The following is a 23,269-nucleotide window of genomic DNA, read 5'->3' on the forward strand; positions in this document are numbered from 1 at the left end:
CGCACCATGACCGCATTCAACGGCTCCGCCGACGCACACGCAATGCGACTCGACGCCGCCGACCTGCTGCACGACTTCCGCGACCGTTTCCACATCCCGCGCCACGACGACACGGAGATGGCGTATTTCTGCGGCAATTCCCTCGGCCTGCAGCCGCGCGGCGCGCGGTCGTACGTCGACGAGGTGATGGACAAGTGGGCGCGCGACGCCGTCGAAGGCCATTTCCGCGAACCGGCGCCATGGATGCCGTACCACGCGCTGGTCCGCGACGCGCTGGCCGGCGTGGTCGGGGCGCAGCCGCAGGAAGTGGTGGCGATGAACTCGCTCACCGCGAACCTGCACCTGATGATGGTCAGCTTCTTCCGTCCCGAAGGCCGGCGCAACCGGATCCTGATGGAGGCCGGTGCCTTCCCGTCGGATCGCCACGCGATGGCGTCGCAGTTGCAGTTCCACGGGCTGTCCGTCGACGACTGCCTGATCGAACTCGCGCCCGATCGCGACGACGGCACGTTCTCGATGACGGCGATCGAGCGCGCCATCGCCGAACACGGCGACAGCCTGGCGCTGGTGCTGTGGCCAGGCGTGCAGTACCGCACCGGGCAGGCGTTCGACCTCGCGGAAATCGCGCGGCTCGGCCACACTGCAGGCGCGATCGTCGGCTTCGACCTCGCGCATGCGGTCGGCAACCTGCCGCTCGCGCTGCACGACAGCGGCGCGGACTTTGCGGTGTGGTGCCACTACAAGTACATGAACGCCGGGCCGGGCGCGGTCGCCGGCTGCTTCGTGCATGCGCGACATGCGCACACCGATCGCCCGCGCTTCGCCGGCTGGTGGGGCCACGACGAGACCACGCGCTTCCGCATGGGCCCCGAGTTCGTGCCGACGCCCGGTGCAGACGGCTGGCAGCTGAGCAATCCGCCGATCCTCGGCCTCGCGCCGCTGCGCGCCTCACTCGACCTGTTCGCACAGGCGGGCATGCCGGCGCTGCGCGCGAAGTCGGAACGCCTGACCGGCTTCCTCGACACGCTGATCCGCACGCAGTTGGCCGATGTCCTCGACATCGTTACGCCGGCGAATCCCGCCGAACGTGGCTGCCAGCTGTCGCTGCGCGTCGCCGGCGGCCGCGCGCGCGGGCGCGCACTGTTCGAATTCCTCGCCGCGCGCGGCGTCCTCGGCGACTGGCGCGAACCGGACGTGATCCGGATCTCGCCGACGCCGCTCTACAACACCTTCGCCGACGTGCTGCGCTTCGCGCGCACCGTCCGCGAGTGGCAGCCATGACGGCAGAACCATGAGCGCAATCGCCGATCGACACATCACCCTCGTCGGTGCCGGCCTCGCCGGCGCGCTGCTCGCCACGCTGCTCGCGCAGCGCGGCTGGACCGTCGAGGTCTTCGAACGCCGCGGCGACCCGCGCGTGCACGGCTACGCCGGCGGACGCTCGATCAACCTCGCCCTCGCCGAGCGCGGCCTGAATGCGCTGCGCGCGGCCGGCGTCGCCGACGACGTGATGAAACACGCGGTGATGATGCGCGGGCGCATGGTGCATCCCCGCGATGGCGGCGAACACCTGCAGCGCTACGGCCGCGACGACAGCGAAGTGATCTGGTCGATCAGCCGCGGCGACCTCAACATCGTGCTGCTCGACGCCGCGGAAGCCGCGGGCGTCACCCTGCATTTCGATCGCCGGCTGGAGCGCGTCGACTTCGATGCGCGCATCGCGCATTTCGTCGGCGAGCGCGAGGACATCGCGCGGCCGTTCCAGGCGCTGGTCGGCTGCGACGGTGCCGGCTCCAGCCTGCGCGCGGCGATGCAGGCAGTGTCGGATCTCGGCGAACGCATCGAGGCGATGCCGCACGGCTACAAGGAACTGGAGATCCCGCCCGCTGCGGACGGCGGTTTCCGGATCGAACCCAACGCCCTGCACATCTGGCCGCGCGGCGACTACATGTGCATCGCGCTGCCGAACGACGAACGCACCTTCACCGTCACCCTGTTCCTGCGCAACGAAGGCCCGCTGAGCTTCGCGACCGTGCGCGACGGCGACGACGCCACGGCGCTGTTCGCGCGCGACTTTCCCGACGCGCTGCCGCTGATCCCCGACCTCAAGCATGATTTCGTGGCGAACCCCACCGGAATGCTGGCGACGCTGTACCTCGATCGCTGGCACCTCGATGGCCGCGCGGTGCTGCTCGGCGACGCCGCGCACGCGATGGTGCCGTTCCACGGCCAGGGCATGAACTGCGCGTTCGAGGACTGCGTCGCGCTGGCGGCGCACCTCGACGGCGACGGCGACACCGCGACCGCGTTCGCCGCGTTCGAGGCCGAGCGCAAGCCCAACGCCGCGGCGATCCAGGCGATGGCGCTGGAGAACTACCGCGAGATGAGCGATCGCGTCGACGACGCGGACTTCCTGCTGCAGCGCAAGCTCGAACGCCTGCTCGCCGAGCGCCATCCCGACCGCTTCGTGCCGCGCTACACGATGGTGTCGTTCATGCGCGTGCCGTACGCCGTGGCTTTCGCCCGCGGGCAGGTGCAACGCGCGCTGCTGGTGGAGGCCACGCGCGGACGCGACACGCTCGACGACCTCGACTGGGACGCGATCGACCGCAGGGTGCGGGAACGCCTGTCGCCGCTGGCATCGGAGGACTGAGTGGCCGCGAGCTTCCTGTTCTACGACCTCGAAACCTTCGGCACCGATCCGCGGCGCACGCGGATCGCGCAGTTCGCCGCGATCCGCACCGACGCCGAGCTGAAACAGATCGACGAACCCTGGGATTTCATGGTCAAACCGGCCGACGACCTGCTGCCCTCGCCGACAGCGTCGCTGATCACCGGCATCACGCCGCAGCAGGCGCTGCGCGAGGGCGTGACCGAAGCCGAGGCCTTCGCCCGCATCCACGAGGCGATGGCCACGCCGGAAACGTGCACGCTGGGCTACAACTCGCTGCGCTTCGACGACGAGTTCGTGCGCCACGGGCTGTTCCGCAATTTCTACGAACCGTACGAACGCGAGTGGCGCGGCGGCAATTCGCGCTGGGACCTGCTCGACGTGATGCGGCTGGCGCATGCGCTGCGCCCGGACGGCATCGTCTGGCCGAAGCGCGAGGACGGCGCGCCGTCGTTCAAGCTGGAACACCTCGCCGAAGCCAACGGCGTGCGCGAAGGCGACGCGCACGAGGCGCTGTCCGACGTGCGCGCGCTGATCGGCATGGCGCGCAAGCTCCGGACCGCGCAGCCGAAGCTCTGGGACTACACGCTGAAGCTGCGCGACAAGCGGTTCGCCGCGCGCCTGCTCGACACCGTCGCGATGACGCCGGTGCTGCACGTCTCGCAGCGCTTCCCGGCGGCGCGGCTGTGCGCGGCCGCGGTCGCGCCGCTGGCGCGGCATCCGCGGATCGACAACCGGGTGATCGTGTTCGATCTGCACGAAGACCCGGAACCGCTGTTCGCGCTCGATGCCGACGCCATCGCGGACCGCCTCTACACGCCGATCGCCGACCTGCCCGAAGGCGAGACGCGCATCCCACTGAAGGAAGTGCACCTCAACCGCAGCCCGATGCTGATCGAATGGGCGCATCTGCGCGCGCCGGATTTCGAGCGGCTCGGGATCGATCCCGCGCTCGTCGAAGCCCGCGCCGCGCGGCTGCGCGAGGCCGGGCCGGCACTCGCCGAGAAGCTGCGCCGCATCTACGCCGGGCGCGACCGCTTCGAGCCGGGCGATGTCGACGGTTCGCTGTACGACGGGTTCCTGCAGGACGCCGACAAGCGCAAGTTCGCCGAAGTCCGCGGCACGCCGCCGGAAGCACTGGGGCTGCGCGATTTCGCGTTCGCCGATGCGCGCCTGCCGGAGCTGCTGTTCCGCTACCGCGCCCGCAACCTGCCGGACACGCTCTCCGCCGACGAACGCGCGCGATGGGACACCTACCGCCGCAGCCGGCTGTGCGAAGATCGCGGCCTGTCCGAAATCACGTTCGCGCAGCATCGCGCGGAAGTCGCCGCGCTGCGGCTGGCGCACGCCGGCGACGGCCGCGCGCAGGCGCTGCTCGACCAGGCCCAGGCGTGGGCCGATGCCCTGGAGTCCGATGTCGCATGAGTGCCTACTTCTCCGATCGCAGCTTCCGCTTCCTGCGCGCCCTCGCCCGCCACAACGACCGGACGTGGTTCCAGGACCACAAGCAGGACTACGAGGACCACGTCCGCAAGCCGTTCCTCGCGCTGCTGACCGACCTGCAGGCGCCGCTGCGCGAAGTGAGCGAGCATTACCGCGCCGATCCGAAGATCGTCGGCGGCTCGCTGTTCCGCATCCATCGCGACACCCGCTTCAGCAACGACAAGGCGCCGTACAAGAACTGGCAGGGCGCGCGGCTGTTCCACGAGCGCCACAAGGAAGTCGAGGCGCCGTCGTTCTACCTGCACCTGCAGCCGGGGCACTGCTTCGTCGCCGCCGGCTTGTGGCACCCCGAACCCGAGAGCCTGCGCCGCATCCGCCAGTTCATCGTCGACAACCCGGGCAGTTGGGCGGCCGCCGCGCATGCACCGGCGTTCCGCAAGCGCTTCGACCTGGACGACGACGAGATGCTGGTGCGTCCGCCGCGCGGCTTCCCGGCCGACTTCCCGTACCTCGACGACCTGCGCCGCAAGAACCACGTCGCGATCCGCGCCATCGACGACGCGACCATGACCGGGCCGAAGCTGCTGTCGGGGCTGGCGAAGGACCTGCAGGGCATGGGGCCCTTCGTCGACTACCTCTGCGCGGCGCTCGATCTCGAATTCTGAGCACTTCATCGCAGTTCCGGCATGACGACATGCCGCATCGCGACATGACAGTGTCAATACGGACCCGTATTCTCGGACCGATGCCGCGCTCCAGGGGATGACGGCAGGCGAGGACTGACGCGGCACGCGGCCGCGTCTTCAAGGAACCAGAAACCCAATCGAGGGGACCATCAAGTGCGTAAATACCTCTGCGGGCTCGCGCTCGCTCTGGCGGCACCGTGTGCGTTCGCTGCGACCGGCGTGGCGTTCGTCCACGGCACCGGCTCCCAGACCAACGCCTACAACGATTACTGGCAGCCGACCATGGTCGACTCCGTGCGCGGCGGCCTGCCGAACCCGGCGAACTACGTCGTCATCAACTGCGACTTCACCCAGTACATGTGGGACAGCCGCGCCGCCGGTTGCCTGGCCGGCCAGCTGACCACCTTCATCAACGCCAAGGGCATCGACCGCCTGATCGTCATCACGCATTCCAACGGCGGCAACGTGATGCGCTGGATCCTGTCGAACCCGACCTACGACAGCCGCTACCCGAACATCATCGCCAAGACCGTCCGCGTCAACGCGCTGGCGCCGTCGTCCGCGGGCACCCCGCTGGCCGACGCCGTGATCAGCGGCAACGTGTTCGAGTCCGCCGTGGGCTGGCTGCTGGGCTACAAGAACGATGCCGTCCGCATGCAGCAGACCAGCTGGATGGCGACCTACAACGCGAACTACCTCTACGGCACGAGCGGCCGCCCGGCGCTGCCGAAGCCCTTCCGCAGCGTCGTCGGCACCGACGTCGATTCCTCGCCGTTCGACAGCGACAGCTACTGCGGCGGCTACACCGAGAACGTCGGCCTGGAAGTCACCCAGAACTGGCTGGCCAGTTGCTCGGACGGCTTCCTGAACTGCAGCAGCCAGTCTGCCGCCGGTTCGGTGTGGTTCTACGACACCTCGCGCACCGCCGGCGTGGAACCGCTCTCGCACAACCAGAGCCGCCGCGCCTGCTTCAACCTCAACACCATTCTCCGCACGGACGTCGGACAGTGAGGACTCCCGCCATGAGACTTTCCATCGCCATCGCGCTGGCCCTCGCCTCCTTCGCCGCCTCGGCCGCTCAGCCCCTGCGCGCGCCGGCCGCGACCGACCAGTCGCCCTCCCGCCTCGTCGCGCTGCCGGCCCCGTCGGCGCAGATCGAACGCGCCCCCGTGTCCTTCTCGTGGAAGCTCGATCCCGCGCAGCCGGTCGTCGCGCAGCAGCCGTTCGTGGCCCAGAGCCGCGAGTACTGGCAGACCGTCGACGCCGCGCAGCTCGACAAGGGCCTGGCCCTGAAGATGTCCGCCCCGGGCAGCCTGATCCGCATCAGCCCGGCCGAGGGCGCCCGTGCGCTGCACAGCGACGAGCTGCAGGTGTCCGACGGCCGCGGCGCGGCCAAGCTGGCCCAGGTCGCTTCGGCCGAACAGCTGACCAAGGCCGGCATGGACGTGCAGGCCGGCAGCCTGATCGCCAAGCTCGACGCGCAGGAAGGCGCGGGCACCTACACGGTGCGCGTGCCCAAGGCCCAGGGCAGCTACCTCGTGCACGTGTTCGAGCCCGCCAGCAGCGACGTGCTGCGCGCCGGCACCGATCGCGCGCGCGCGCTGGCCGGCGGCAGCCTGCGATTCGACGTCGACATGAGCCACGCCGGCAAGCGCGGCGGGAACCTGCAGGCCGAAGCCCTGCTGGTCGCGCCCGACGGCCGCACCTGGCCGGTCGCCCTCGCCGCCGACGGCTCCGGTGCGCTCACCGCCGACGTGAAGCTGCCGAACAAGGTCGGCAACACGCCGGGCCTGTGGGAGCTGCAGGTGTTCGCCGATGCCGACGGCATCCAGCGTGATGCCCGCACCGCGTTCGCCGTGTCCGCGCCCACCGCCCGTTTCGGCGGCGTGTTCGCGTTCAACGCGAAGACGATGCGGATGGCGCTGCCGGTGCAGGCCGCGTCCGAAGGCCGCTACGAGGTCCGCGGCACGCTGTTCGCCACCGCGCCCGACGGCGTCATGCGTCCGGTGTCGGAAGCGCACAGCGCCGCGTGGATGAAGCGCGGCAACGGCATGCTGGTGCTGCAGTTCGAGCGCAGCCACCTGCCGGCCGGCTACGGCGCGCCGTTCGAAGTGCGCCAGTTGGAACTGAACGACCAGTCGCGCATGGCGCCGCTGGAAAGTCGCGAGAGCGCGGGCCGCGCCCGCTGATCGCGTCGCAAGCCGCAGGAACGACAAGGGGCCGCGAGGCCCCTTGTCGTTTCCGGGAAGCGAAGAAAGAGCGACGGTCATCCTCGCGCATGCGAGGACCCCAGCGTGATCGTGGCGGAATCCTGGGTCCTCGCTTGCGCGAGGATGACGGCAATACGCGTCGCGTCGCGTATCGGATCGCGTCGAATCGCGACCGCTCAGCGATTCATCACGCCGTGCGGCACGTGCCCGGCGGCGACGTGTTCGCGCGCCGAATCGATGTTGTGCGGCGAATCGTCGAAGAAGATGTCGGCACCGAACGCCTGCAGGAACGGGCCCTTGGGCCGGCCGCCGAGGAACAGCGCCTCGTCGAGGCGGATGCCCCACTCGCGCAGCGTGCGGATCACGCGCTCGTGCGCCGGTGCCGAACGCGCCGTGACCAGCGCGGTGCGGATCGGGCAGCGTTCGACCGGATAGGCCGACTGCAGCCGGTGCAGCGCGTCGAGGAACCCGCGGAACGGCCCGCCCGACAGCGGCTCGTGCGCGCGCTCGCGCTCGTGGCGCGCGAACGCCTCCAGCCCGCCCTCGCGCGAGACCCGCTCGCTTTCGTCGCCGAACAACACCGCGTCGCCGTCGAAGGCGATGCGGATGCGGTCGTCGGCGCCGGGCTGGCCCGCGGGCGACATCGACGGCGACGGCAGCAGCGTGGCCGCGGCGATGCCGTGCTCCAGCGCGCGCTGCACCGATTCGGCGTCGGCCGACAGGAACAGGTGCGCGCCGAACGGCTTGACGTACGGCCACGTCGGCGCGCCCGAGGTGAAGGTCGCGCGACGGATGTCCAGCCCGTGGTGCTGGATCGCGTTGAACACGCGCAGGCCGGTGTCCGACGAATTGCGCGAGAGCAGGATCACCTCGACCCGCGGCGCGTCCTTCGGCGCATCGCCGTTGAGCGCGAGCAGCTTGCGCACCAGCGGGAAGGCGATGCCCGGCGCGAGCAGCTCGTCCTCGCGGCTGCGCTGGAAATCGGCGTAGGCATCGACGCCCTGGGCCTCGAACAGCGCATGGCCTTCCTCCAGGTCGAACAGCGCCCGGGAGGAGATGGCGATGACGAGGGGGTCGGCGGCGGGCGCAGCGTCAGTCATGCGCACAGTGTGCCCGATCCCGGTCGCAGGCGACGAGATGCGCCAAGCCGTCTGCGCCGTGCACGCGCAGTTGCGCGCATCGACACGGGCATGCATGCTCGCACGGTCGCATGCCAAGCGACCCGACCCGCGCGCTACGACGCGCCTGCCCCATGTCTCCGTTCGTTCTGTCCTGCGCCGGCTGCGCGATTGCGACGCTGCCGTCTGCCGTTTCACATGTCGCACCGCCTCGGTGGTCGTGGTGGCGCGAGGCCGGCAGGCGAATGCCACTCTGCAGAACGCCATTCTCGGCGGCAATCTTCCCATCCATGTCGAGACAATCGATCGGGGTCGGCGCTGGATCATCGGCTGGCCGGACGACGACCTCGAACTGCCGCCGGATGCGTTCGAGCGATTCGCGCATTTCGGCATCTGTCTGGTCTGGTGGCTGACGGAAGATCGCCGCCTCGCGAACGACGATGCCGATCACCTGCTGCGTCGGTGGAAGGGGCAATCGCTTGCCGCGCGGAGGAAATGGCGGCCGCGCCGGCCCGGAAGACGCCGATGGATTCCCGGTGATCCGCCATGACGAGAGTGCCGCGCCATCACGGCATCCTGGATGACAGCGGTCCCGACCTGCCTGCATGCCGGGCCGCATGCGCTGGAAACCACTGCCTCACGCCACGAACTGCTCGCTGAGGATCCGTTCCTCGAGGTTGTGCTCGGGGTCGAACAGCAGGGTCACGGTGCGGTCGCGGGATTCGCGCACGGCGACCTCGACCACGTCGCGGACTTCGTGCGAATCGGCGGTGGCGCTGACCGGGCGCTTGTAGGGATCGAGCACGCGGAAGCGCACTTCGGTGTCGGCCTTCAGCAGCGCGCCGCGCCAGCGCCGCGGCCGGAACGGCGCGATCGGCGTCAGCGCGACCACGCCGCTGCCCAGCGGCAGGATCGGACCGCCGGCCGAATAGTTGTAGGCGGTGCTGCCGGCAGAGGTCGCGACCATCACGCCGTCGCAGATCAGTTCGTCGAGACGATTGCGGCCGCTGAGTTCGATGCCGATGTGCGCCGCCTGCCGCGTCTGGCGCAGCAGCGACACTTCGTTGTACGCCAGCGACACCACGGTCGCGCCGGATTCGGTGTGCGCATGCATCTCCAGCGGGCGCAGCACCGCGGGTTCGGCGGCGTCGAGGCGCGCGAGCAGGTCGTCGTCGCCGTACTGGTTCATCAGGAAGCCGACGGTGCCGAGCTTCATGCCGTACACCGGCCGCCCGAGGCCACCGAGGCGATGCAGCGTCTGCAGCATGAAGCCATCGCCGCCGAGTGCGCAGAGCACGTCGGCGTCCTCCGGGGCGTGGTGCCCGTGGCGCTCGACGAGTGCGGCGCGCACGGCCTGCGCATCGGGAATGGGACTTGCGAGGAAGGCGATCTTGCGTGCGGGGGGCATGGAGAGCGCTCCGGACGTCGTCCGCGAGTCCGTGATGCGGGAAATATACTGGAATCATCCTCACGCCACATGCGTTGGCGGCGGCGTCACGTCGAAGCGCGTGCGCCGCGTTTCCCCACGCATACGCCGAAGGTGCGGCTCGCGATCGCACGCGGGTTTCGACAGGAAGGTCGACCACCGGACGCGGACCTGGCGTCCATCGCCACCCGCGCGATCACGACATGAGGAGACGGAGGATGTGGCTGCGCATTCTCGTGACGTTCGCGCTGCCCGCCGTGCTGTCCGCTGTCGCGATCACGTCGTCCGCGCAGGCGATGCCCGACGATGACGCATGGCGGGTCGTGCAGGATGCCTTCGCGGTGTCGATGCACGAACTGGCTTTCCCGGGAATCTCCGGAAACCACGAAGAAGGTGCCGTTCGATCCGCGCCGAGCGAGCCTCTGCAGCCCTGACCGCTTCCTGCAGACGCCGCTCGTGCGACGCCTGTGCGCCCGGCATGCCCGCGCGCGACCCAGCCTCTCCAGGCTTTGGCGCCCTCTCTCGCGCCCCGGAAAACGTGACCGGCGTTGTTATCGAGAACATTCCAGCAGGGTTCTCATCAGGAAAACGATTCCCGTCACAGAACCCGGGGACACCTGTCCCCTATCTTCAGGAAGCGCCTCGGGCACCCCACGGACTTCTCCCCCGACGCGCGCATCGCAACGACACCCGCCGACGCCCTCTCCAGGGCGCGTCGGTCCCTGATGTCTTCACGGAGGAATACCGCATGTCGTCACACCCCTCGTCGCGCGTCGCTCCGGCGCGCACGACCCTGTTCGTCGCGCTCGCCGTCCTGACCCTCGCCACCGCCACGGCCGCGCCGCGGCAGGCGCCGCGCGCGTCGTACGAAACCCCGCAGGCGCCCGCCGAAGCCGCGCCCGCGCCGGGCGTCGAAGCCGACTGGCTGGACAAGCTCAATCCCGAGATCCCGACCGCCGTCGCGACCTACATCGTCGCCAACGACCATCCGATGGGCTCGCAGATCCGCCTGCGCGAGCTCAAGCCCTTCATGCGCGGCGGCATGCTGCACACGATCACCAAGGCCGGCTCGGTCGCCGGCATGGACGTCAGCGGCTACCAGGGCAACGTGAACTGGTCGTCCGCGTACTCCAAGGGCGCGCGCTTCGCCTACGTGAAGGCGACCGAAGGCACGTACTACACCAATCCGTACTTCACGCAGCAGTACAACGGCTCGTACAACGTCGGCATGATCCGCGGCGCGTACCACTTCGCCCGTCCGGACACCACCACCGGCGCCACCCAGGCCGACTACTTCGTCAACCACGGCGGCGGCTGGTCCGCGGACGCGAAGACCCTGCCCGGCGCGCTGGACATGGAATACAACCCCTACGGCGCGACCTGCTACGGCCTGAGCAAGAGCGGCATGGCGGCGTGGATCTCGTCCTTCAGCAGCCGCTACAAGACCCGCACCGGCCGCTATCCGGTGATCTACACCAGCACCAGCTGGTGGTCGACCTGCGTGGGCACGTCGGGCAATTTCAGCGCGACCAGTCCGCTGTGGGTCGCCCGCTACTCCACCAGCGTCGGCACCCTGCCGTATGCGTGGGGCTACTACACGTTCTGGCAGTTCGCCGATTCCGGCACCTTCCCGGGCGACCAGAACACCTTCAACGGCGCCTACGACCGCCTGGTGGTGCTGGCGCGCGGCAGCTGATGCCGTCCCGCGCAGGCGATCGTCGATCGTCGAAGAACGATGATCGCTCGCGCAATCTGCGGCGGGCATGTCCATTCCGATGGGCATGCCCGTCCGTCATGACGGCCCAGGAGCCGTGACCCCGATCACACCCGTCCGGATGCGCTCGGCGTAGCGTCCGGAGGGCGGGCTTGCCGCCGCGACCGGCATCCCGCCCGCGCAAAGGCATGGGGCTCGCTTCCCTTTGCATACGGAGGTGTGAAATGTCCCGTCGCAATCCTTTGCTCGCCAGCGGTGTACTGGCCCTGACCATGATCACCGGCGTCGCCGCAGCGTCCGCGCTCACGCCCGGCGAGCAGGCCGCCACGCAGAATGCCTTCGCGCGCGCCATGCGCAGCACCGATTTCGTCGTGGCCGCGAGGGCCGGCGATGCCGCGATCATGAAGAGCCTGCTTGTCGAGAACGGCGCGCCCGCCGGCCTCGACCTCGTCGCGCAGGGCATCGGGATCCAGTCCACGCCGGATGCCCCGGAACCGTCGCAATCCTTGAACAACGGCGGCATCTGCGTCCGCTGGAAGCTCGTCACCTGGTACAACCCGGTGACGCACAGTTATTACACGATGTGGGTCTGCACCCAGATCATCGCGCCCGCCAGCGGCGTGGTCACCTACGATTCGCCGCTGTAGGCAACGCATCCGCGTCGTTCCCGCGAAAACGAAAGGCGCCGGACGATGCCGGCGCCTTTCGTCGATCCTGACGCGCGTGCGTCAGCCTTCCTGCGACAGCATCGACAGGCGACGCACCGCCACCGAAGCGGTCGGGTAGTCCAGCGACTTCTGCGCCGCGAGTTCCGACAGCATGCCGAGGGTGAAGCGCAGCGCCGCATCGTCGCGGCCGATCCAGTGCGCCAGCTTCGCGTCGGCGGTCGCACCGGTCGCTTCCAGCACCTGCATCGTCAGCTGGCGCTGCTGCGCCGCGAGTTCGTCACGCAGCGAGCCGCGCGCGACCGCGTGCCAGCGACCGTCCACCGGCAGTGCGTCGATCTGCTGGTACAGCCACGGCAGCTGCAGCGCCTGGCCGAGGCGGAAGTGCGCCTTCGCCACGTCGACGGCCTTGAGCTTGCGCGCGCGCGCCACTTCGATGATGTCGCAGCACCATTCCAGGTACGGCAGCGCCGCCAGCTGCTTCGCCAGCGCCTCGGGCAGGCCCTTGGCCTTCCAGTCGGCGTAGGACGCGTCGTAGGCGGGGCGCATCGACTCCGGCAGGATGTCCTTGCCCGCGCGCACTTCGCGGAAGCCGTCGTGGTAGCGCTCGACCGCCACGGTGATGCCCGGGATCGCGCCCGGCCGCGACAGCAGCCAGCGCGTCATCGAGCGCTGCAGCGTCCAGATCACCTGCAGCGCATCGACCTGCACCGACTCCGGCACCTTGCCGTCGAGCGCGTCGATCTCGGCCCACAGGTCGCGCGCGTCCAGCGTCTCGCGGGCGATGGTGAACGCCTTCGCGACCTCGGCCGGCGTGCGGCCGGTGTCCTCGGTCATGCGCAACAGGAACGTCGCGCCCATGCGGTTGATCGTGGAGTTGGTCACCGCGGTGGCGATGATCTCGCGCTTCAGCCGGTGCTGCTGCATCGATTTCTCGTACTTCTTCTGCAGCGGCTGCGGGAAGTAGCGGACCAGCTCCTTCGACAGGTACGGATCTTCCGGCACGTCCGAATCGAGCAGTTGCTGGTACGCCACCAGCTTCGCGTACGACAGCAGCACCGACAGCTCGGGCCGGGTCAGGCCCAGGCCGCGGGCCTTGCGGTCGGCGATCTCCGCGTCGGACGGCAGGAACTCGATCTGGCGATCGAGCAGGCCCTGCGCTTCCAGCGTGCGGATGAAGTGCTGCTTCGAGCCCAGGCGGGTCCGGCTCATGCGCTGCATGAGGCTCAGCGCCTGGTTCTGGCGGTAGTTGTCGTTGAGCACCAGCCCCGCGACTTCGTCGGTCATCGCCGCGAGCAGCGTGTTGCGCTCGGGCATGGTCAGCTTCTTCTTGCGGACCTCGCCGTTCAGCAGGATCTTGATGTTGACCTCGTGGTCCGAGGTATCCACGCCCGCCGAGTTGTCGATGAAGTCGGTGTTGAGCAACACGCCCGACGACAGCGCGGCCTCCACGCGACCGAGCTGGGTCAGGCCGAGGTTGCCGCCCTCGCCCACCACCTTGCAGCGCAGCTCGTTGCCGTTGACGCGCAGGCCGTTGTTGGCGCGGTCGCCGACGTCGGCGTGGGTTTCGCTCGACGCCTTCACGTAGGTGCCGATGCCGCCGTTCCACAGCAGGTCGACCGGCGCCTTCAGGATCGCGTTCATCAGCTCCATCGGGCTCATCGACGCGGCATCGGTGGCGATGCCGAGCGCGGCCTTGATCTCCGGCGACAGCGGGATCGCCTTCGCCGAGCGCGGATACACGCCGCCGCCCTGGCTGATCAGCGCCTTGTCGTAGTCGTCCCAGCTCGAACGCGGCAGCTTGAACAGGCGGTCGCGTTCCTTGAACGAGATCGCGGCGTCCGGGTTCGGGTCGAGGAAGATGTGCCGGTGGTCGAACGCGGCCAGCAGGCGGATGTGTTCGGACAGCAACATGCCGTTGCCGAACACGTCGCCGGACATGTCGCCGATGCCGACGCAGGTGAAGTCGGCGGTCTGCGAATCGCGGCCCATCGCGCGGAAGTGGCGCTTGACCGACTCCCAGCCACCGCGGGCGGTGATGCCCATGCCCTTGTGGTCGTAGCCGACCGAACCGCCGGAGGCGAAGGCGTCGTCCAGCCAGAAGCCGTGCGAACGCGCGATGCCGTTGGCGATGTCGGAGAACGTGGCCGTGCCCTTGTCCGCGGCGACGACGAGGTACGGGTCGTCGCCGTCGTGGCGCACCACTTCGTCGGGCGGCACGATGCGGCCGTCGTTGGCGATGTTGTCGGTGATGTCGAGCAGGCCGTTGATGAAGCGCTTGTAGCAGGCCACGCCTTCGGCGAACCACGCGTCGCGGTTCGTCGCCGCGTCGGGCAACTGCTTGCAGAAGAAGCCGCCCTTCGAGCCGACCGGCACGATCACGGTGTTCTTCACCATCTGCGCCTTCACGAGGCCCAGCACCTCGGTGCGGAAGTCCTCGCGGCGATCGGACCAGCGCAGGCCGCCGCGCGCGACCGGACCGAAGCGCAGATGCACGCCTTCGACGCGCGGGCCGCACACGAAGATCTCGCGGAACGGACGCGGCTTCGGCAGGTCCGGCACCTTCGACGAATCGAACTTGAAGCTGAGGTAGTCGGCCGGGCCGCCGTCGGCGCGCAGGCCGTCCCGGTAGCGGCCGCTGCGGTAGGTGATGTAGTAGTTCGTGCGCAGCGTGGCCTCGATCGCACCGACGAAGCTGCGCAGAATGCGGTCCTCGTCGAGGCTGGAGACGCGATCGAGCAGCGCGGTGATCGCGGCGCGGGCCGCGTCGACCTGCACGTTGCGCTTCGCGGCGCGGGCGGCGATCACCGGCTCCACCGCCGCCAGTACCGCGGCGTCGCCGCCGGCGAGCGCGGTCAACTGCTTGCGGAACAAATCGGCGCCGGCCTTGATCTGCGCCTTCGACTCGCTGCCGGTGGCCGGGTCGAAGCGCGCCTCGAACAGCTCGGTCAGCAGGCGCGCGAGGATCGGGTAGCGCGCGAAGGTTTCCTCGACGTAGCTCTGCGAGAACGGCACGCCCAGCTGCAGCAGGTACTTGCAGTACGCGCGCAGCATCGACACCTGCTTCCACGACAGGTTCGCGGCCAGGATGAGGCCGTTGAAGCCGTCGTTCTCGGCGTTGCCACGCCAGATCTGGCCGAACGCGTCCTCGAACGTCTCGTCGAGGTCGTTCACGTCGATGTCGCCGCGGGCGACCTCGACCTCGAAGTCCTGGATGTAGGCGACGGTGCCGGCGGATTCGATCCGGAACGGGTGCTCCGCGATCACGCGCAGGCCCATGTTCTCCATCATCGGCAGCGCGTCGGACAGCGGGATGTCGTCGTTGAGGCGATAGAACTTGAAGCGCAGGCCACCGTCGGGATCGCGGTAGAGGCTGAGGCTGAGGTCGTGCTCGGGCGTGAGCGCGGACAGCTGCGCGACGTCGTCGGCGGCGATCGCGACCGAGGCCTTCTCGATGTAGCCCGCCGGCAGCGCGCGGCCGAATCCGTTGGCGAGCGCGAGGCCGTGTTCTTCGCCGTGGCGCGTCACCAGCTGTTCGCGCAGGCTGTCCTGCCAGTTGCGGACGATGGCGGCGAGGTGCGCGTTGAGGCGTGCAGCGTCGACATCGACGGCCTCGCCCTTGCGCGGACGCACCAGCATGTGCAGCTGCGCGAGCGGAGAATCGCCGAGCTGGATCGTGGAGTCGACGCGATCCGAATGCATCACGTCCTTGAGCATCGTCTCGATGCGCAGGCGCATCTCGGTGTTGTAGCGATCGCGCGGGATGTAGGCCAGCACCGAGTAGAAGCGGCCGTAGCGATCGTGCCGCAGGAACAGCCGGCTGCGCACGCGCTCCTGCAGGTTCAGCACGCCGGTGGCGAGCGCGAACAGTTCGGCCTCGCTGGCCTGGAACAGTTCGTCGCGCGGCAGCTTCTCGAGGATGTGGCGCAGCGCCTTGCCGCTGTGGCTGTTGATCGACAGGCCGGAGCGCGCCATCACCTGGTCGTGGCGCTCGCGCACCAGCGGGATTTCCCACGGACGGCGGGTGTAGGCGCCGGAGGTGTAGAGGCCGATGAAGCGCTGTTCCGCCACCGGGCGGCCGTCGGCGTCGAAGCTCAGCACGCCGATGTAGTCCATGTAGCCCGGACGGTGCACGGTGGCGCGCGCGTTGGTCTTGGTGAGGATGAGCGGGTCGACCTGGCCCGACTGCTGCATGTCGTGCGCGGCGAGCGTGCCGAGCGGACGCGGCTTGCCGGCGTCCTGGGTGCGCAGCAGGCCGAGGCCGGTCTTCACGTCGGCGGCCAGCACGTCCTCGCCGCCCTGGCGCTTCACGCGGTATTCGCGGTAGCCGAGGAAGGTGAAGTGGTCGGCGGCGGCCCAGCGCAGGAATTCCTGCGCCTCGGCGCGCGCGGCGTCGCCGATCGGCATCGGCCGCTTGCCCAGGTCCTCGGTGATGGCGAGCATGCGCTCGCGCATCGTCGGCCAGTCCTCGACGATCGTGCGCACGTCGGCGAGCACGCCGCGGATCGCAGTCTCGATCTCGGCGGCGTCGGCCGCCGACTGGCGGTCGATCTCCAGGCTCATGATCGATTCGGCATGGCCTTCGCCCACGCCGGTGAGGCGGCCGGCCTTGTCGCGCTGCAGCTTCACGATCGGATGGCCCAGCACGTGCACGCCGATGCCGCGTTCGGCCAGCGCCATCGTCACCGAGTCGACGAGGAACGGCATGTCGTCGTTGACGATCTGCAGCACGGTGTGCGGCGATTCCCAGCCGTGCCTGGCCGCGGTCGGGTTGAACAGCCGCACGTTGGCGGTGCCCGGCTTGCGCAGGCGCACGAATTCGAGGATGTCGCCGGCGAGCGCCGCCCAGGCGTCGGCGGAATGCGCCGGCAGTTCGTCCTCGCTCAGGCGCTGGTAGAACGCGGCGGCGAAGTCGGCGGCGGCGTCCTGGCGGCCCTTGCCGGCGCGGTGGCGGACGGCATCGAGGATCGGCGCGAGCAGTCCCTGCGGGGAGCGGCCCTGGCGGGCAGCGGCGGCGGAACGGGCGGGAGAGCGGGCAGCTTTCTGCGCGCCGGCGGCGGAGGTTTTCTTGGTCATGTCAGGGGCGGTCCGTGGTGCGCCGGGACGGGCGCGTTCCGGTGGCGGAGCAGGCAGGCGCCGGTCGCACGCAGGCGTCGGCGTCCGGGGACGTCGTGGGGGACGTTGGAACGGAGAGACGACCCGGGCGCCCGCCGCCCCGGCGTCGGCCGCGAGGCGCGGCCTGCCGGAGCGGAACGGCGGCGCCGGGCCGCAGGGTCATCAGCGCAGCCCGGTCTCGTTGCGGGCGATCACCAGCCGCTGGATCTCGCTGGTGCCTTCGTAGATCTCGGTGATCTTGGCGTCGCGGAAGTAGCGTTCCAGCGGCATTTCCTTGGAATAGCCCATGCCGCCGTGGATCTGCAGCGCCTGGTGGGTAATGAACATCGCGGCTTCGGACGCCGTCAGCTTGGCGACCGACGCCTCGGTGCTGAAGCGGCCGCCGTTGCGGTCGGTCTGCGCCTTGGTCCAGGCCGCGCGCAGGGTCAGGATCTCGGCCGCATCGAGACGGCACTTCATGTCGGCGATCTTGGCCTGGATCATCTGGAAGCTGCCGATCGGCTGGCCGAAGCTCTTGCGCTCCTTGGCGTAGGCCACCGCCGCCTTGTAGGCCGCCTTCGCCAGGCCCACCGCCTGCGAGGCGATGCCGATGCGGCCGGCGTCGAGCACGCCCATCGCGATCTTGAAGCCCTCGCCTTCCACGCCCACCACTTCGTCGGCGGTGGCGACGTAATCCTGGAACTCGATCTCGCAGGTGGCCGAAGCGCGGATGCCGAGCTTGGGTTCGGTCTTGCCGCGGTGGAAGCCCGGCTTGGCGGTGTCGACCATGAACGCGGTGATGCCCTTCGCGCCCTTCGACGGGTCGGTCATGGCGAACAGGATGATGTACTTGGCGACCGGGCCGGAGGTGATCCAGCTCTTCTTGCCGTTGATGACGTAGGTGCCGTCGGCCTGCTTCACCGCCTTGCAGCGCATGGCGGTGGCGTCGGAGCCGGACTGCGGTTCGGTCAGCGCGAAGGCGCCGATCTCGCGGCCCTCGGCGATGGCGCGCACGTACAGCTGCTTCTGCGCCTCGGTGCCGAACTTCAGGATGCCGTTGCAGAAAAGCGAATTGTTGACCGACACGATGGTCGAGTGCGCGCAGTCGGCCTCGGCGATCTCGATCATGGCCAGCACGTAGCTGACCGGGTCCATGCCGGCGCCGCCGTATTCGGCCGGCACCTCGATGCCCATCAGGCCGGCCTCGCCCAGGGTGCGGATGTTGTCGAGCGGGAATTCGCCGGTGCGGTCATGGTGCTCGGCGCTCGGCGCGATCTTCTCCTGCGCGATGCGGCGGGCGACATCCTGAATCATCAACTGCTCTTCGGTGAAGCGGAAATCCACGGGCGCATCCTCGTCGATGAAATCGAAAACAGCATTGTAGCCGCGGCCCTCGTCCAACCCCAGCACCGGCATCGCAGGCTTGACCGCGGGCCGCCCGGGGGCGGACAATCATCTTTGTATCGCGATATTGAGATATGAGGCCTGCACGATGGATCTCGAAGCCTGGTCGGCCCGTTTGAAGGTGCTGGCGGACGCCACCCGCGTCCGCCTGCTGGCGCTGCTCGAACGCGAGGAACTGACCGTGGCCGAGCTGTCGTCGATCACCCGGCTGGCCCAGCCGCGCGTCTCGACCCATCTGGCGCGGCTGAAGGACGCCGGGCTGGTGCGCGACCGCCGCGCCGGCGTCTCGGCCTATTACCGCTTCGAGGACACCGGCCTGGACGAGCCGCAGCGCGCGCTGTGGCGCACCCTGCGCGAGGGCAGCGACGACCCGCTGCTGCGCCAGGACGAGGAACGCATCCCCGGCGTGCTCGCCGCCCGCGCCGCCGACGCCAACTGGGCCGACAGCGTGGCCGGCGACATGGAGCGCCATTACTCGCCCGGCCGCACCTGGGAGGCGCTGGCGCGCTCGGCGCTGCCGCTGCTGGCCCCGGGCCGGGTGCTGGACATCGCCTCGGGCGACGGCGTGCTGGCCGAACTGCTGGCGCCGCACTCGCAGGAATACGTCTGCGTCGACGCCAGCGCCCGCGTGGTCGCCGCCGCCAGCGACCGCCTGCGCCGGTTCGAGCACGTGGCCGTGCGCGAGGGCGACATGCACGCGCTGCCGTTCGAGGACGGCCACTTCGACCTGGTCGTGCTGATGCACGCCCTCACCTACGCCAGCCGCCCGGCGGTGGCCGTCGCCGAGGCCGCGCGCGTGCTGCGCTCCGGCGGCCGACTGCTGCTGAGCAGCCTCGCCCGGCACGAGCATCGCGCCGCGGTCGAGGCCTACGGACACGTCAACCTGGGCTTCTCCGACCGCGAACTGCGCAAGTTCATGGAGAAGGCCGGGCTGGAGATCGCCACCACGGAAACCGTCACGCGCGAGAAGCGACCGCCGCACTTCGAGGTCATCGCGCTGATCGGGAGGAAACCATGAAGACTCTGCCTTGGCGCGACCCCGCGCGCGTCGCCCGGCTCGAAGCCGACCTCCGTCGCCGCATCCTGCTGCTGGACGGCGCGATGGGCACGATGATCCAGCGCCACGAACTGCAGGAAGCCGACTATCGCGGCACCCGCTTCGCCGACGGCTACGATGCCCAGGCGGCCGCGGACCACACGCACGCCCCCGGCTGCGGCTGCAGCCGCGACCAGAAAGGCAACAACGACCTGCTGTCGCTGACCCGCCCGGAGATCATCCGCGGCATCCACGACGCCTACCTCGAAGCAGGCTCGGACCTGCTCGAGACCAACACCTTCAACTCGACCACGATCTCCCTGGCCGATTACGGGCTGCAGCACCTCGCGCGCGAGTTGAACGAAACCGGCGCCCGCCTCGCCCGCGAGGCCTGCGACGCCGCCGAGGCGAAGGATCCGTCGAAGCCGCGCTACGTCATCGGCGTGCTCGGCCCGACCAGCCGCACCGCGTCGATCAGCCCGGACGTGAACCGCCCCGGCTTCCGCGCGATCTCGTTCGACGAACTGCGCGTCGCCTACCGCGAGGCCGCCGACGGCCTGATCGACGGCGGCGCCGACATCCTGATGGTCGAGACCGTGTTCGACACGCTCAACGCCAAGGCCGCGCTGTTCGCGATCGAGGAAGCGTTCGAGGCCCGCGGCGAGCGGCTGCCGGTGATGATCTCCGGCACGATCACCGACGCCTCCGGGCGCACGCTGTCCGGGCAGACCGCCGAAGCGTTCTGGTACTCGCTGCGCCACGCGCGGCCGCTGGCGATCGGCCTGAACTGCGCGCTCGGCGCGAAGGACCTGCGCGCCCACGTCGACGTGCTGGCGCAAGTCGCCGACGCCTACGTGAGCACGCATCCGAACGCCGGCCTGCCCAACGCCTTCGGCGGCTACGACGAGACGCCCGAGGACATGGCCGCGGTGCTGCGCGAATTCGCCGCGTCCGGCCTGCTCAACCTCGTGGGCGGCTGCTGCGGCACCACGCCCGACCACATCCGCGCGATGGGCCAGGCCATGGCCGGCCTGCCGCCGCGCGCCCTCCCCGACACCGGTGCCGAAGCCGCATGAACGCGCAGCGCATGGACGACGCAATCGCTTCCCTCCCCCGCTTCACCCGCCTCAGCGGCCTCGAACCGCTGGTGATCACGCCGCAGACGAACTTCGTCAACGTCGGCGAGCGCACCAACGTCACCGGCTCGGCGCAGTTCAAGAAGCTCATCCTCGAAGGCCGCCTCGACGAGGCCGTCGTGGTGGCGCGCCAGCAGGTGGAGAACGGCGCCCAGGTGCTCGACGTCAACATGGACGAGGGCATGCTGGATTCCGAGAAGGCGATGGTCGAGTTCCTCAACCTGATCGCCGCCGAGCCGGACATCGCCCGCATCCCGGTGATGGTCGACAGCTCGAAGTTCAGCGTCATCGAAGCCGGCCTGAAATGCCTGCAGGGCAAGGGCATCGTCAACTCGATCTCGATGAAGGAAGGCGAGGCCGAATTCCTGCGCCAGGCACGGCTGGTACGCCGCTACGGTGCAGCCGTGGTGGTGATGGCGTTCGACGAGAAAGGCCAGGCCGACACCTGCGAGCGCAAGGTCGAGATCTGCAGCCGCGCGTATCGCTTGCTGACCGAGACGATCGGCTTCCCGCCCGAAGACATCATCTTCGACCCGAACGTGTTCGCGATCGCCACCGGCATCGAGGAGCACGACCGCTACGCCGTGGATTTCATCGAGGCCACGCGCGAGCTGAAGAAGCGCTTCCCGCTGAGCCATGTCTCCGGCGGCGTGTCCAACGTGTCGTTCTCGTTCCGCGGCAACGAACCGGTGCGCCAGGCGATCCACGTCGTGTTCCTGTACCACGCGATCCGCGCGGGCATGGACATGGGCATCGTCAACGCCGGCGCGCTGCCGCTTTACGACGACCTCGACCCCGAACTGCGCGAGCGCGTCGAGGACGTGGTGCTGAACCGTCGCGCCGACGGCACCGAACGCCTGCTCGCCATCGCTGACCGGTTCAAGGGCAAGAAGGGCGAGAAGAAGGTCGAAGACCTCGCCTGGCGCAGCAAGCCGGTGCGCGAACGCCTGACCCACGCGCTGGTGCACGGCATCGACCAGTACATCGACACCGACACCGAGGAAGCGCGCCTTGCCGCGTCGCGTCCGCTGGACGTGATCGAAGGCCCGCTGATGGACGGCATGAACGTGGTCGGCGACCTGTTCGGCGCCGGCCGCATGTTCCTGCCGCAGGTGGTGAAGTCGGCGCGGGTGATGAAGAAGGCCGTGGCCTGGCTGCTGCCCTGGATCGAAGCCGAGAAGGCACGCACCGGCGACGCCGGCAAGTCCAACGGCAAGATCGTGCTGGCGACGGTGAAGGGCGACGTGCACGACATCGGCAAAAATATTGTGGGCGTCGTGCTGGCCTGCAACAACTTCGACGTGGTCGACCTCGGCGTGATGGTGCCGGCGCAGACCATCCTCGACCGCGCGAAGGAAGAGAACGCCGACCTGATCGGCCTCTCCGGCCTGATCACGCCGTCGCTGGAGGAGATGAGCCACGTCGCCCGCGAACTGCAGCGCCAGGGCTTCGCCACGCCGCTGCTGATCGGCGGCGCCACGACGTCGCGTGCGCACACCGCGCTGAAGATCGATCCGCACTACCAGGCGCCGACCGTGTGGGTGAAGGACGCCTCGCGCGCGGTGGGCGTGGCGCAGTCGCTGATCTCGCCCGACCTGCGCACGCCCTTCGTCGCCGCCAACGACGGCGACTTCGCCGAGATCCGCGCGCGCCATCGCAACAAGGGCGACGGCAAGCGGCTGGTGTCGCTGGAGAAGGCCCGCGGGCAGCGCTTCGACGGCGGCTGGGACACCTACGTCCCGCCCGCGCCGCTGAAGCCCGGCCTGACCGTGCTCGACGACTACCCGCTGCAGGAGCTGGTGGACTGCATCGACTGGACGCCGTTCTTCAGCGCCTGGGAACTCGCCGGCAAGTTCCCGGCGATCCTCGACGACGCCGTCGTCGGCCCCCAGGCGCGCGACCTGTACCGCGACGCGCGGGCGATGCTGCGGAAGATCGTCGACGAGCGCTGGCTGACCGCGAAGGGCGTGTTCGGGCTGTGGCCGGCGAACAGCGTCGGCGACGACGTCCGCATCACCGTCGATGGCCGCGAGGAAACGCTGCACTTCCTGCGCCAGCAGGTCGACAAGCCGGCGGACCGCCCGGACTTCTGCCTCGCCGACTTCATCGCGCCGCAGGATTCGGGCCGGCAGGACTGGATCGGCGCGTTCGCCGTCACCGCGGGGCTGGGCATCGAGCCGCACGTGGCGCGCTTCGAGGCCGACCACGACGACTACAACGCGATCCTGCTCAAGGCGCTGGCCGACCGCCTGGCCGAAGCCTTCGCCGAACGCCTGCACCTGCGCGTGCGCACCGAGTTCTGGGGCTACGCGCCGGACGAGGCCCTGGACAACGACGCGCTGATCGCCGAGAGCTACCGCGGCATCCGCCCGGCGCCGGGCTATCCCGCCTGCCCCGAGCACAGCGAGAAGGCGACGCTGTTCCAGCTGCTCGATGCGCCCGGACATGCGGGCATGTCGCTGACCGAGAACTTCGCGATGCTGCCCACCGCCGCGGTGTCGGGCTACTACTTCAGCCACCCGAAGAGCCAGTATTTCGTGGTCGGCCGGGTGTCGAAGGAGCAGGTCGAGGACTACGCCCGCCGCAAGGGCGTGTCACTGGCGCAGGCCGAACGCTGGCTGGCGTCGAATCTGGATTACGATCCGGAGTGACGGCGCCGCCCGCGC

General features: G+C 69.4%; 17 protein-coding genes. 13 read left to right on the top strand and 4 right to left on the bottom strand.

Annotation, left to right across the window (positions count from 1 at the left end; translation table 11 throughout):
• Nucleotides 1-6: 6 nt before the first annotated feature.
• The 6 genes from kynU to ACT53Q_RS00925 all read left to right on the top strand — a co-directional run bounded on the left by kynU (nt 7) and on the right by ACT53Q_RS00925 (nt 6,989).
• Nucleotides 7-1,281 carry a kynureninase gene (kynU, locus tag ACT53Q_RS00900; protein ID WP_476184780.1) on the top strand — a complete coding sequence of 425 codons (1,275 nt, stop codon included), beginning with the start codon at nt 7-9 and terminating at the stop codon, nt 1,279-1,281.
• Nucleotides 1,282-1,291: 10 nt separating this feature from the next.
• Complete coding sequence (locus ACT53Q_RS00905) at nt 1,292-2,653, top strand: FAD-dependent oxidoreductase (RefSeq protein WP_476184781.1); 1,362 nt, start codon at nt 1,292-1,294, stop codon at nt 2,651-2,653.
• On the top strand, nt 2,654-4,096 hold the full coding sequence (gene sbcB, locus ACT53Q_RS00910; protein ID WP_476184782.1) for an exodeoxyribonuclease I: 1,443 nt from the start codon (nt 2,654-2,656) through the stop codon (nt 4,094-4,096).
• Nucleotides 4,093-4,779 (top strand): DUF2461 domain-containing protein, encoded by a 687-nt coding sequence (locus ACT53Q_RS00915; RefSeq protein WP_476184783.1) that lies wholly within the window; start codon nt 4,093-4,095, stop codon nt 4,777-4,779. Before sbcB ends, ACT53Q_RS00915 begins: the two co-directional genes overlap by 4 nt.
• 174 nt (nt 4,780-4,953) lie before the next feature.
• Complete coding sequence (locus ACT53Q_RS00920; protein ID WP_476184784.1) at nt 4,954-5,811, top strand: alpha/beta hydrolase family protein; 858 nt, start codon at nt 4,954-4,956, stop codon at nt 5,809-5,811.
• Nucleotides 5,812-5,822: 11 nt separating this feature from the next.
• Entirely contained in the window at nt 5,823-6,989 is a 1,167-nt protein-coding gene (locus tag ACT53Q_RS00925) for a DUF4785 domain-containing protein (RefSeq protein WP_476184785.1), read from the top strand.
• Nucleotides 6,990-7,186: 197 nt separating this feature from the next.
• Here the strand turns inward: ACT53Q_RS00925 and ACT53Q_RS00930 are convergent, their stop codons facing one another.
• Nucleotides 7,187-8,110 (bottom strand): 5'-nucleotidase, encoded by a 924-nt coding sequence (locus ACT53Q_RS00930; protein WP_476184786.1) that lies wholly within the window; start codon nt 8,108-8,110, stop codon nt 7,187-7,189.
• A 37-nt stretch (nt 8,111-8,147) separates the two neighbouring features.
• Here ACT53Q_RS00930 and ACT53Q_RS00935 point away from each other — a divergent pair, with 37 nt between their 5' ends.
• Nucleotides 8,148-8,678 (top strand): hypothetical protein, encoded by a 531-nt coding sequence (locus tag ACT53Q_RS00935; RefSeq protein WP_476184787.1) that lies wholly within the window; start codon nt 8,148-8,150, stop codon nt 8,676-8,678.
• 87 nt (nt 8,679-8,765) lie between these two features.
• Here ACT53Q_RS00935 and ACT53Q_RS00940 read toward each other — a convergent pair whose 3' ends face one another.
• Entirely contained in the window at nt 8,766-9,536 is a 771-nt protein-coding gene (locus ACT53Q_RS00940; RefSeq protein ID WP_476184788.1) for an NAD kinase, read from the bottom strand.
• A 236-nt stretch (nt 9,537-9,772) separates the two neighbouring features.
• On the opposite strand from ACT53Q_RS00940, the gene ACT53Q_RS00945 reads away from it, so the two are divergent.
• The 3 genes from ACT53Q_RS00945 (at nt 9,773) to ACT53Q_RS00955 (ending at nt 11,915) form a co-directional block, all read left to right on the top strand.
• Nucleotides 9,773-9,988 carry a hypothetical protein gene (locus ACT53Q_RS00945; RefSeq protein ID WP_476184789.1) on the top strand — a complete coding sequence of 72 codons (216 nt, stop codon included), beginning with the start codon at nt 9,773-9,775 and terminating at the stop codon, nt 9,986-9,988.
• 314 nt (nt 9,989-10,302) lie between these two features.
• Nucleotides 10,303-11,250 (top strand): lysozyme, encoded by a 948-nt coding sequence (locus tag ACT53Q_RS00950; RefSeq protein WP_476184790.1) that lies wholly within the window; start codon nt 10,303-10,305, stop codon nt 11,248-11,250.
• 242 nt (nt 11,251-11,492) lie between these two features.
• Complete coding sequence (locus ACT53Q_RS00955) at nt 11,493-11,915, top strand: hypothetical protein (RefSeq protein ID WP_476184791.1); 423 nt, start codon at nt 11,493-11,495, stop codon at nt 11,913-11,915.
• A gap of 81 nt (nt 11,916-11,996) precedes the next feature.
• On the opposite strand, the gene ACT53Q_RS00960 is transcribed toward ACT53Q_RS00955, so the two are convergent.
• Together ACT53Q_RS00960 and ACT53Q_RS00965 are read right to left on the bottom strand one after the other, a co-directional pair.
• Nucleotides 11,997-17,009, bottom strand: coding sequence for an NAD-glutamate dehydrogenase (locus ACT53Q_RS00960; RefSeq protein WP_476184792.1), 5,013 nt, complete (start codon nt 17,007-17,009; stop codon nt 11,997-11,999).
• Between the two features lie 201 nt (nt 17,010-17,210).
• Nucleotides 17,211-18,443: an acyl-CoA dehydrogenase family protein gene (locus ACT53Q_RS00965; RefSeq protein ID WP_476185152.1), complete on the bottom strand. Its 1,233-nt coding sequence runs from the start codon at nt 18,441-18,443 to the stop codon at nt 17,211-17,213.
• Between the two features lie 76 nt (nt 18,444-18,519).
• Here ACT53Q_RS00965 and ACT53Q_RS00970 point away from each other — a divergent pair, with 76 nt between their 5' ends.
• From ACT53Q_RS00970 to metH, 3 genes are read left to right on the top strand one after another with little or no spacing between them, the layout of a single operon-like run.
• Entirely contained in the window at nt 18,520-19,449 is a 930-nt protein-coding gene (locus ACT53Q_RS00970; RefSeq protein ID WP_476184793.1) for an ArsR/SmtB family transcription factor, read from the top strand.
• Nucleotides 19,446-20,543 (top strand): homocysteine S-methyltransferase family protein, encoded by a 1,098-nt coding sequence (locus tag ACT53Q_RS00975; RefSeq protein ID WP_476184794.1) that lies wholly within the window; start codon nt 19,446-19,448, stop codon nt 20,541-20,543. Before ACT53Q_RS00970 ends, ACT53Q_RS00975 begins: the two co-directional genes overlap by 4 nt.
• An 11-nt stretch (nt 20,544-20,554) precedes the next feature.
• Nucleotides 20,555-23,254, top strand: coding sequence for a methionine synthase (gene metH, locus ACT53Q_RS00980; RefSeq protein ID WP_476185153.1), 2,700 nt, complete (start codon nt 20,555-20,557; stop codon nt 23,252-23,254).
• Nucleotides 23,255-23,269 lie beyond the last annotated feature (15 nt).

The sequence above is a fragment of the Lysobacter sp. DMC97 genome, from assembly GCF_056313745.1.

Coding starts and splice junctions, on each gene's coding strand:
- metH (WP_476185153.1), top strand. CDS start 20,555: ATGGACGACGCAATCGCTTCCCTCCCCCGCTTCACCCGCCTCAGCGGC.
- ACT53Q_RS00955 (WP_476184791.1), top strand. CDS start 11,493: ATGTCCCGTCGCAATCCTTTGCTCGCCAGCGGTGTACTGGCCCTGACC.
- ACT53Q_RS00925 (WP_476184785.1), top strand. CDS start 5,823: ATGAGACTTTCCATCGCCATCGCGCTGGCCCTCGCCTCCTTCGCCGCC.
- ACT53Q_RS00945 (WP_476184789.1), top strand. CDS start 9,773: ATGTGGCTGCGCATTCTCGTGACGTTCGCGCTGCCCGCCGTGCTGTCC.
- ACT53Q_RS00915 (WP_476184783.1), top strand. CDS start 4,093: ATGAGTGCCTACTTCTCCGATCGCAGCTTCCGCTTCCTGCGCGCCCTC.
- ACT53Q_RS00965 (WP_476185152.1), bottom strand. CDS start 18,443: ATGCCGGTGCTGGGGTTGGACGAGGGCCGCGGCTACAATGCTGTTTTC.
- ACT53Q_RS00940 (WP_476184788.1), bottom strand. CDS start 9,536: ATGCCCCCCGCACGCAAGATCGCCTTCCTCGCAAGTCCCATTCCCGAT.
- ACT53Q_RS00935 (WP_476184787.1), top strand. CDS start 8,148: ATGCGCCAAGCCGTCTGCGCCGTGCACGCGCAGTTGCGCGCATCGACA.
- ACT53Q_RS00950 (WP_476184790.1), top strand. CDS start 10,303: ATGTCGTCACACCCCTCGTCGCGCGTCGCTCCGGCGCGCACGACCCTG.
- kynU (WP_476184780.1), top strand. CDS start 7: ATGACCGCATTCAACGGCTCCGCCGACGCACACGCAATGCGACTCGAC.
- ACT53Q_RS00975 (WP_476184794.1), top strand. CDS start 19,446: ATGAAGACTCTGCCTTGGCGCGACCCCGCGCGCGTCGCCCGGCTCGAA.
- ACT53Q_RS00905 (WP_476184781.1), top strand. CDS start 1,292: ATGAGCGCAATCGCCGATCGACACATCACCCTCGTCGGTGCCGGCCTC.
- ACT53Q_RS00960 (WP_476184792.1), bottom strand. CDS start 17,009: ATGACCAAGAAAACCTCCGCCGCCGGCGCGCAGAAAGCTGCCCGCTCT.
- ACT53Q_RS00970 (WP_476184793.1), top strand. CDS start 18,520: ATGGATCTCGAAGCCTGGTCGGCCCGTTTGAAGGTGCTGGCGGACGCC.
- ACT53Q_RS00930 (WP_476184786.1), bottom strand. CDS start 8,110: ATGACTGACGCTGCGCCCGCCGCCGACCCCCTCGTCATCGCCATCTCC.